The sequence below is a fragment of the Vibrio sp. 1580 genome, assembly GCF_033340055.1.
On record NZ_JAWOVT010000537.1, the window covers coordinates 1 to 571 of the forward strand.

The 571-nt window shown below is 47.8% G+C and carries 1 pseudogene; it reads right to left on the bottom strand.

The window, feature by feature from the left end:
* Window positions 1–429: pseudogene (locus R7093_RS27035) on the bottom strand (TRAP transporter permease); the annotation flags it as partial.
* Window positions 430–571 lie beyond the last annotated feature (142 nt).

Below are 571 nucleotides of genomic sequence, written 5' to 3' on the forward strand. Positions count from 1 at the left end.
AATCAACACAGGAATAAACCACCCCATGGTGCGGCGAATCAGTTCGATGACGATCAATATCGCCATAATGGCAAAGACCCAGTCGCTAGTGACAAACTTAACACCACGTTCATACAACGCATCTTCGGCATATGGAATGTAAAGCAAACAGGCGATAGCCCCTGCTGCGATGAGCACATCGACCGCTAGAGCCATTTTGCTCTGCTTCAAAGAGATATGAGCCGGATACCAAAGTGCACAAATTACCGCAAAGCCAGCAAAGTGCGTCGCGGATATCCAGAGTTCCGGTAACGTCGATAAGGTGTTAAACCAAATATGCAATGCAGAAAGTACCACGCCGAACACCGTGATGGTGGTGGTTACCCACGGGAAATCGGTGCGCGTGGGCAGCTCAAATTTCTGCAATTCCTTTTCCATAGAGTCGCTCATATCCTACTCCAAGCTCTAACGGCTTTTTCAATGTTCAAAACAAAATAAAGACCCCGAGATGCTCTCGGGGCGAAGTTGGCGTTATTGCGCCATCAGTTCAGATGGGATTTCGATTCCCATTTCTTTGTAGTAACGAACCGCA